The sequence below is a fragment of the Psychrobacter sp. genome (assembly GCF_030457785.1).
Taxonomy (GTDB): Bacteria; Pseudomonadota; Gammaproteobacteria; order Pseudomonadales; family Moraxellaceae; genus Psychrobacter.
Window position 1 is genome coordinate 1 of sequence record NZ_JAKDUI010000135.1, and the last position, 7,733, is coordinate 7,733.

The following is a 7,733-nucleotide window of genomic DNA, read 5'->3' on the forward strand; positions in this document are numbered from 1 at the left end:
TACTCTGACACAGACTTTCAATCAGAATAGTTAAAATCAATAGAAATAAAGGATATTAGATGACAAGTGCGACGAAAAATTGCTCAGAAGTAAAACAAACAAGCACTGTGAATGTTGCAATAGCGGTCATTCACTATAAAGAGCAATACTTACTCGGATTTAGAAACTCAACCCAACATCAAGGTAATCTCTACGAATTTGTAGGTGGTAAAATCGATGATCACGAGAACGCAGAGCAAGCAGTTGTTCGGGAGGTCGCTGAAGAAACAGGCATCGACTTGAGTCAAAACACCATTGTGAAGCTTGGTCGCGTGCATCACGATTATGGCGATAAGCAGGTCAGCTTGCAGATTTATAAGAGTGAGCTAAGTGAACAACAGTACGAGCAGCATCAATACTTGCAGTATGGACTGGAGCAGCAGCCACTTAAATGGGTAGAGAGACAGGCGTTACTGGCAGGTAAGTATCCACTACCAGCAGCCAATAATACTATTCTGGAGTGGATCAAGCTGCCGACTCAAATAGCTATTACCTATCCACTGGCACATTTTAGCGAGTCTTCTGAACCAGCGACGGAGTGGCTGAACTATCACATAGAAAACCTTTCTGCCGCTGCCTGGGTATATATTAGAGTCAAGGGAGCCGAACGAGACCAGATGGTTGCTGAGCTGATGAACAAACGTCCTGATCTTCAGATGATTCTGCCTTACAGGGATTCGGTGGTCTGTGATTCGTTGGCGCATACCGAGTCTAAGGTCGATGATCCAGCAGTGGCATATCATCTGACGCATACAGATCTCATGCAGTGGGATATGAGTGCTAACAGCAATGCTGAGCCTAGTAGAGTGCTGTGTAAGGAGCGACCATTTATCGTTAGCTGTCATGATATCGCTAGCATTGAAGCTGCCAATAGGCTGGCTGATGCGCGTATAGAAAAACAGTTGCCACCAGTTATGGCAATCTTTGTTTCCCCGGTATTATCGACGAAAACGCATCCAGATGCGGCTCCACTTGGTTGGGAGTCGTGGTCAGAATTGGCACAATTGGCAGATATGCCAGTCATTGGATTGGGCGGTCTGTCACCCTCTATGATAGGGCAGGCCGCGCAGTTCGGAGGTGTCAGTGTGGCTGGTATCCGTCAGTTTTTATAATCATAAGCCTAGTTGTAAAAGTGCTATGTCCGAAGAGACTGTCCTGGGACACGCTCTAGTACGAATCAGTATAAAGTTCTAGTTTATGGACATATTTATCTGATTGGTAACTATGTATTTTGATTTACAGCATAAACCCATTGTTATTTACAAACCGTTGCGTTTTCCTACATTGCGACACTGTTTTAATGCTCAAGTTGCTCCTAATATATACTTCAGAGTGAAGAGGCGCCGGACGCTTAATTTTTAAGTAGGTTTCGCTTTTGAGTATATTTTTTAAATACATTTGTATTCCCAAATGCGCCCAAATCCTCTCAATAAAATCTAATTTCGTAGCGTAACTTCTTTAATGGAGGGCGCGTACTGGTAGTGATGACACATGAACAGTTAGATTCTATTGATGGTATGTATAGAACTTTAACAGGCACTATTAATACGGTACATCTATGAAAACCAATAAATTATCTAAGTCAACATGGTTGGATTCATATGAGTCTGACGCTCAGTCCCAGCAGACTAATCAGCCAAGCGGCCACTACTCGAACCGAGAGGCAGTAGGAGGGGCGGACTGTGCCAGTAACGATGCCAGCTACTGTCATGATAGCCTGTATGATAAGTGCCCAAGTGACGTGACTACAGATCACATGACTGGAGGTACGCCTGCGTCAAGCGTTTCTGCACCTGTGGCAGATGATTATTTCGGATATAAAAGTACCGCAAAAAAACCTTCACAAACTGAGGCACAGCTCGAGAGTCCCACTGTACGGGTGGGGAGTCCTGCTACGGTTGACTATGAAGGTTTTGAAAACGAAAATGAAAAAAAGAAGACTAACGACAATCAGCATTTTTCTGCTGCTAAAGACCACAATCATTCGCACCAGTCGCAAGCGCTGAATGACGAAGAAACATTGAATGTAAAGCGGTTAAAAAAGCAGTCTGCTAACACAAAAAACAGTAAGGATAACCATTTGGATTCACACTTTACGACTAACCATACAACATACAGTGAAATACCGGAGCGAGTTTTTATGAATGGATTAATTAAGCACACAGGCATTGCTTTGGCTATTATCATACCGTTGGCTGCGATTTCAGCTTATGCGGCTACGCCACCGATGGAAACAACCGTTGACGCAACTGCAGATAAGACCACGACAGAACCACTATCGATTGATCCAAGTGCCATCATTCACAAGTCGGCAGATTCACCCACCACGGTAGATAGCATTGACCTTGAGCAATATGCAGGAACTTGGTATGAAATAGGGCGTTTGCCGATGTACTTCCAGCGTAAGTGTGCTGGAGATGTGACAGCGAATTATACTGAAAAGACCGATGGCTCAGGCATTATCGTCACTAATAAATGCGCAGGCGAAGACGGATCAGAAATCGTCGCTGAAGGTTTGGCAAAAGCTGCGGATGATACGGGAAGCAAGCTAAAGGTGACCTTTTTACCGTCTTGGATTCGTTGGTTGCCGGTAGGTCGTGCGGATTATTGGGTATTGGCGCACGATGCTGACTACAAAACAGCGCTGGTTGGCACACCTGATAAAGACTCTCTGTGGTTATTGGCTCGCTCTCCAAATATTAACCAAGAGTCATACACCAAATATCGCCAAATTGCTCAGCAGCAAGGCTACGACCTAAAAGAGTTCAAACTGACTCAACAGAGCAATCAAACGGTCAGCTTGATGCCATAATGGTTTGAGCACGTAATTGTTTGGTGTTAGCAGTAAAGGACGTCAGGAAAAGCTTAAGATATAAAATAAAAGGCAGCACCGTGGCTGCCTTTTGCTTGATAGTCATTGCTCCGATCGTATGCAAAAAACGATAACAGCTACTAGATCTGTTATTACTGGCAAAATGGAGCGTTTTAGGCTAAAATCTAGGCGATCCAAATACTCTCATGTAAATAATCAACATCGATAGTCTTTTTAGTATTTTATTAGAGCCATCGCCTAGAGCTTATAAGACCTATCTATATTTTCATACTTTACTGATCACACACTATTGACCATAAGGATGTTTCTCTTGAGCAACGCTGATAACTTACGCCAACTACACCAAAATCACTTAAGTAACTATAATAATCAAGAACAACAAGCAATTGAGCTGATGGGGTTGTTAAATAGCCTCTATAATAAACAAGACGTCCAAGTAACCCTATTCGGTGAAACGCTAAATACCACTTCAGTTGGTCAAATACTGGCTCTACATCAAAAGGTAGCATTGCGCCATTCAGAAGCCAAAACCATCGACATCGCTGACACTTTAACAATGGTCAAGGCATTAGCAGAAAACGATAGCCTTCGCTCAGCGCAGGTCGACGTAGGGCAACTAATCACCAACGACAGTGATTTACAGGCAGCGATTCAAGCAGTCAATACTGAAGGTAACACTGTCAACCCTACTACTGATGTTGTTTTATATGGCTTTGGTCGTATTGGCCGTATTTTAACACGTCTATTATTGTCACAAGCTTCAAGTGAAAAAGGCTTGCAACTAAAAGCCATCGTGGTACGTCCAGCCAAAGCAGGCGATCTAGCCAAACGTGCATCGCTATTAGAGCGTGACTCTATCCATGGTAGCTTCTCTGGTGGCGTTATCATTGACGACGAAAATAACGGTCTGATCATCAATGGTCGCTTTGTACAAATTATCTATGCCAATGACCCAAGTGCGATTGATTATACTGCTTACGGTATTAATGATGCCCTAGTAATCGACAACACTGGTATCTGGAAAGATGAGGATGGTCTCGGCAAGCACATACAGTCTACAGGCGTGAAAAAAGTACTACTGACAGCTCCAGCTGGTGGAGACATCAAAAACGTTGTATATGGCGTGAACAATGACACAGTCGGCGATGATGCTATCGTCAGTGCTGCGAGCTGTACTACCAATGCAATCACACCAACGCTAAACGTATTGAACGATGAGTTCGGTATCGAAAACGGTCACGTTGAAACTATCCATTCGTTCACCAATGATCAAAACTTGATTGATAACTATCATAAATCTGATCGTCGTGGTCGCAGTGCGGTATTGAATATGGTTATTACCAGTACTGGTGCGGCAAAAGCTGTCGGCAAAGCATTACCAGAGCTAAGCGGCAAACTTACAGGTAATGCGATTCGTGTACCAACGCCAAACGTCAGCTTAGCGATTTTAAACTTGAATCTTAAAACTGCTCCAGAAAGTGCTGATGCTCTAAACGAGTTCATGCGTAATATTTCCAATAGTAGCACTTGGCAGTCGCAGATTGCCTATACAGACTCTACCGAAGCCGTTTCGACAGACTTCGTTGGCACCACGCATGTTGGCATCATTGATGCTCAAGCGACTATTTTAACTGATAACCATGCCATCGTTTACATTTGGTATGACAACGAAGTAGGGTACAGCACGCAGGTTCTACGTTTGGCGACACAAATGGCAGGCATTAGCTATACACAGATCCCTGCATAAAATGTCAGCTGTACTTAGTCAGATAAAGTAGTAAAATAGCGTCGTAATATAATAAGCTCAAATACTGTCTATCACAGGCAGTCGGGCTTAATCTATTCGCTATATTTAATTGCTACATACCGGCACCCGATACTCAGGCACCCGATAGTCAAAATGGTTATCGGGTGTTATTGTCATAATGACTACCAAATACTAGGATGTGTCTTTAGCTTGATTGACAGCGATCTAAATGAGCTAAAATTTGCAAAACTGTTCAGTCAGATAGCTGAATATTACTTCGATATTATCTATGCTATTTCTCTTGCTTGACTACAGTTTTATTATTTTTATCATCGTTTTTTACGACAAAGACACGTCTTCACACAAAGGTTGTTATAGTTGTTTTTTAACAACAAAATTTGTAATAAAATCTAGAAAGAAAATACACTACAGCTGTGAGTTGTAGCCAGTTTTACACTGGGTTGTAAACTAAGGAACGTAGAATGCGATTTATTGATGAAGCCGTCGTAACGGTAAAAGCAGGTGACGGTGGTAATGGAATCGCCAGCTTCCGCCGAGAAAAATATGTACCACGTGGTGGTCCTGACGGTGGCGATGGTGGTAGTGGCGGTGATGTCTATGTCATCGCTGACGACAACACAAACACGCTAGTCGACTATCGTTATACGCGCCGCTATGACGCGAAGCGCGGTGAAAACGGACAAAGTAAGAACTGCTCAGGAAAAGGGTCTGACGACATCTATCTACCAGTACCAATCGGTACTACTATTGTCGATACCGAAACAGATGAGGTGTTAGGAGATTTAATTGAGATTGGTCAAACATTGCTGGTTGCCAAAGGTGGCGATGGTGGTTTGGGTAACACTCATTTTAAGAGCTCGACCAATCAAGCACCACGAAAAGCGACATCTGGTTTTGAAGGTGAGTTAAAGATACTGAAGTTTGAGCTTAAAGTTGTCGCTGATGTTGGCTTGGTAGGCCTACCTAATGCTGGTAAGTCTACTTTTATTCGTCAAGTCTCTGCGGCCAAGCCTAAAGTTGCCGACTATCCATTTACCACATTGGTGCCAAACTTGGGCGTGGTTGATATTGGCCGTCATCGCTCGTTTGTCATGGCAGATATACCTGGTCTTATCGAGGGGGCGTCGGACGGTGCAGGACTTGGTATTCGTTTTTTAAAGCACGTTGCGCGTACTCGTCGTTTACTTCATTTGATCGACGTGAAGCCAGTTGATGGCAGTGATCCAGTAGAAAACGGCCGTGTTATTCTAAATGAACTTGAACGCTTCTCTCCTGAACTGGCCAATTTACCGCAAATACTAGTCTTGAACAAAGTAGACCAAGTTCCTGAAGATGAGTTAAATGCACTGTGCACGCATATCGTTGCAGAGCTAGGCTGGACAGGCATTGTTTTTCGAACAGCCACACTCACAGGCGAAGGCGTTGATGCAGTCAAATATCATTTGATGAATGAAATTGAGCGCGAACGTGAGCGTGAAGAAGAAGATCCTATTTTTGCAGAGGCGCAAAAAGAGCGTTTTGAGCGATTAGAAGAAGAAGTTCGACTTAATACTGAGGCTCAACGTGAGGCCTATCGTGCAGCGCGTAAAGCAGAACGTGAAGGCTTATTAGACGACAGCAGTTTTGACGATGATGATGACGATGATGGCGTCGAAGTAGCTTATGTTCCTTAAACTATTAAGCGTGAACTGATATACTTGATTCTAAATTAGTCCCTACAACCAAATTATTTGAGATATAGGAGTTTATATGGCAGATGGCATAGAGAATACGACTGAAGAAGCAAGGTTTGTTAAGCAGGATCGCAACTTTAATATTCAGCGGGTTATTGTCAAGATTGGCTCATCGTTATTGACAAATAATGGTCGAGGGTTAGATCGAACTGCCATTTACGGTTGGGCAAAGCAGATTGCTAAGCTCCACAAACAGGGCGTAGAAGTCCTGCTCGTGTCATCAGGTTCTGTGGCTGAAGGCGTGGTACGCATGAATCTCGAAGAGCGTCCAAAACAGCTCGCCGCACTACAGGCTTGTGCTTCTATTGGTCAAATGGGTTTGATTGAAACATGGTGGTCAGCACTTATTCAACATGGTATCCAAAGCTCTCAGTTATTACTGACTCATGATGATTTGGCCAACCGTAGCCGCTATTTAAATACCACAGGTGCATTAGAACAATTGTTAGACTGGGATGTGCTTCCTGTTATTAATGAAAATGACACCATTACCATTGATGAGATTAAATTTGGCGACAACGATACTTTGGGTGCCATGGCGGCAGCGATGGTTAACGCCGATTTATACATTATCCTAACGGATCAAAAAGGCGTATTCACAGACAATCCACGTGATAATCCTGATGCCAAAATGATCCGTCAAGAACGTGCGATGGCTGACTACTTATTCGATATTGCAGGGGATGGCGGTAAGCTTGGGCGTGGTGGTATGTTAACGAAGATACGTGCAGGTCGTCTGGCTGCTATGGGTGGTTGTCCAACTGTTATCGTGAGTGGTGCGATTGAAGATGTTATCACTCGCGTTGTGTCCGGTGAGGCCGTTGGTACGCTACTAACCACCAACGATAAAGACAAAATCATTGCTCGCAAGCAATGGCTGGCCGCACACATGCGTATGTCAGGCACCTTGATCGTTGATGATGGTGCTGCAAAAGCAATGGTCGAGCATCACAAAAGCTTGTTACCAGTTGGTGTGGTGGAGGTGCGTGGTGACTTTGATGAAGGAGACGTGGTTGAAGTCGTGCATCAAGACACAAGCGAGCGTATCGCTGTTGGTCAGGTCAACTTCTCATCTCGTGATGCTGCCCGTGTAGCGCGTGAACGTACTGAAAAGTTTGATAAGATCCTCGGTAGCAATGAAGAGCGTGTCGTGATGATACACAGGGACAATTTGGCAGTGACTGGATAGCTGGCAGTGACTGAATAGAAAATCAGATATAGGACAGTTTTCGATTTCTATAAAGCTGTCCTACCTCCTTGTTAGTTAATAAACTAACAAGGAGTACACAGGCGTTCTATTAGTACAGTATGTCGAGAGATCGCTAGTATTTTTTGGCGCTTAGTGATGATAGTATTCAAA

At 43.7% G+C, this 7,733-nt stretch carries 5 protein-coding genes; all 5 read left to right on the top strand.

Translation table 11 applies throughout. From position 1 onward, the window contains the following. Positions 1–59 precede the first annotated feature (59 nt). On the top strand, positions 60–1,151 hold the full coding sequence (locus L0J61_RS07520; protein WP_301465763.1) for an NUDIX domain-containing protein: 1,092 nt from the start codon (positions 60–62) through the stop codon (positions 1,149–1,151). 446 nt (positions 1,152–1,597) lie between these two features. Then, entirely contained in the window at positions 1,598–2,851 is a 1,254-nt protein-coding gene (locus tag L0J61_RS07525; protein WP_301465764.1) for a lipocalin family protein, read from the top strand. Positions 2,852–3,173: 322 nt separating this feature from the next. After that, positions 3,174–4,619 (top strand): glyceraldehyde-3-phosphate dehydrogenase, encoded by a 1,446-nt coding sequence (locus tag L0J61_RS07530; protein WP_301465766.1) that lies wholly within the window; start codon positions 3,174–3,176, stop codon positions 4,617–4,619. A gap of 482 nt (positions 4,620–5,101) precedes the next feature. Beyond that, positions 5,102–6,313, top strand: coding sequence for an Obg family GTPase CgtA (cgtA, locus tag L0J61_RS07535; RefSeq protein ID WP_301465767.1), 1,212 nt, complete (start codon positions 5,102–5,104; stop codon positions 6,311–6,313). Positions 6,314–6,389: 76 nt separating this feature from the next. Beyond that, positions 6,390–7,562 carry a glutamate 5-kinase gene (proB, locus tag L0J61_RS07540; protein ID WP_301465769.1) on the top strand — a complete coding sequence of 391 codons (1,173 nt, stop codon included), beginning with the start codon at positions 6,390–6,392 and terminating at the stop codon, positions 7,560–7,562. Positions 7,563–7,733: the final 171 nt, after the last annotated feature.

Bases quoted from the DNA above. Each gene is read 5' to 3' on its own strand.
- L0J61_RS07520 (WP_301465763.1), top strand. From the start codon at position 60: ATGACAAGTGCGACGAAAAATTGCTCAGAAGTAAAACAAACAAGCACT.
- L0J61_RS07525 (WP_301465764.1), top strand. From the start codon at position 1,598: ATGAAAACCAATAAATTATCTAAGTCAACATGGTTGGATTCATATGAG.
- L0J61_RS07530 (WP_301465766.1), top strand. From the start codon at position 3,174: ATGTTTCTCTTGAGCAACGCTGATAACTTACGCCAACTACACCAAAAT.
- cgtA (WP_301465767.1), top strand. From the start codon at position 5,102: ATGCGATTTATTGATGAAGCCGTCGTAACGGTAAAAGCAGGTGACGGT.
- proB (WP_301465769.1), top strand. From the start codon at position 6,390: ATGGCAGATGGCATAGAGAATACGACTGAAGAAGCAAGGTTTGTTAAG.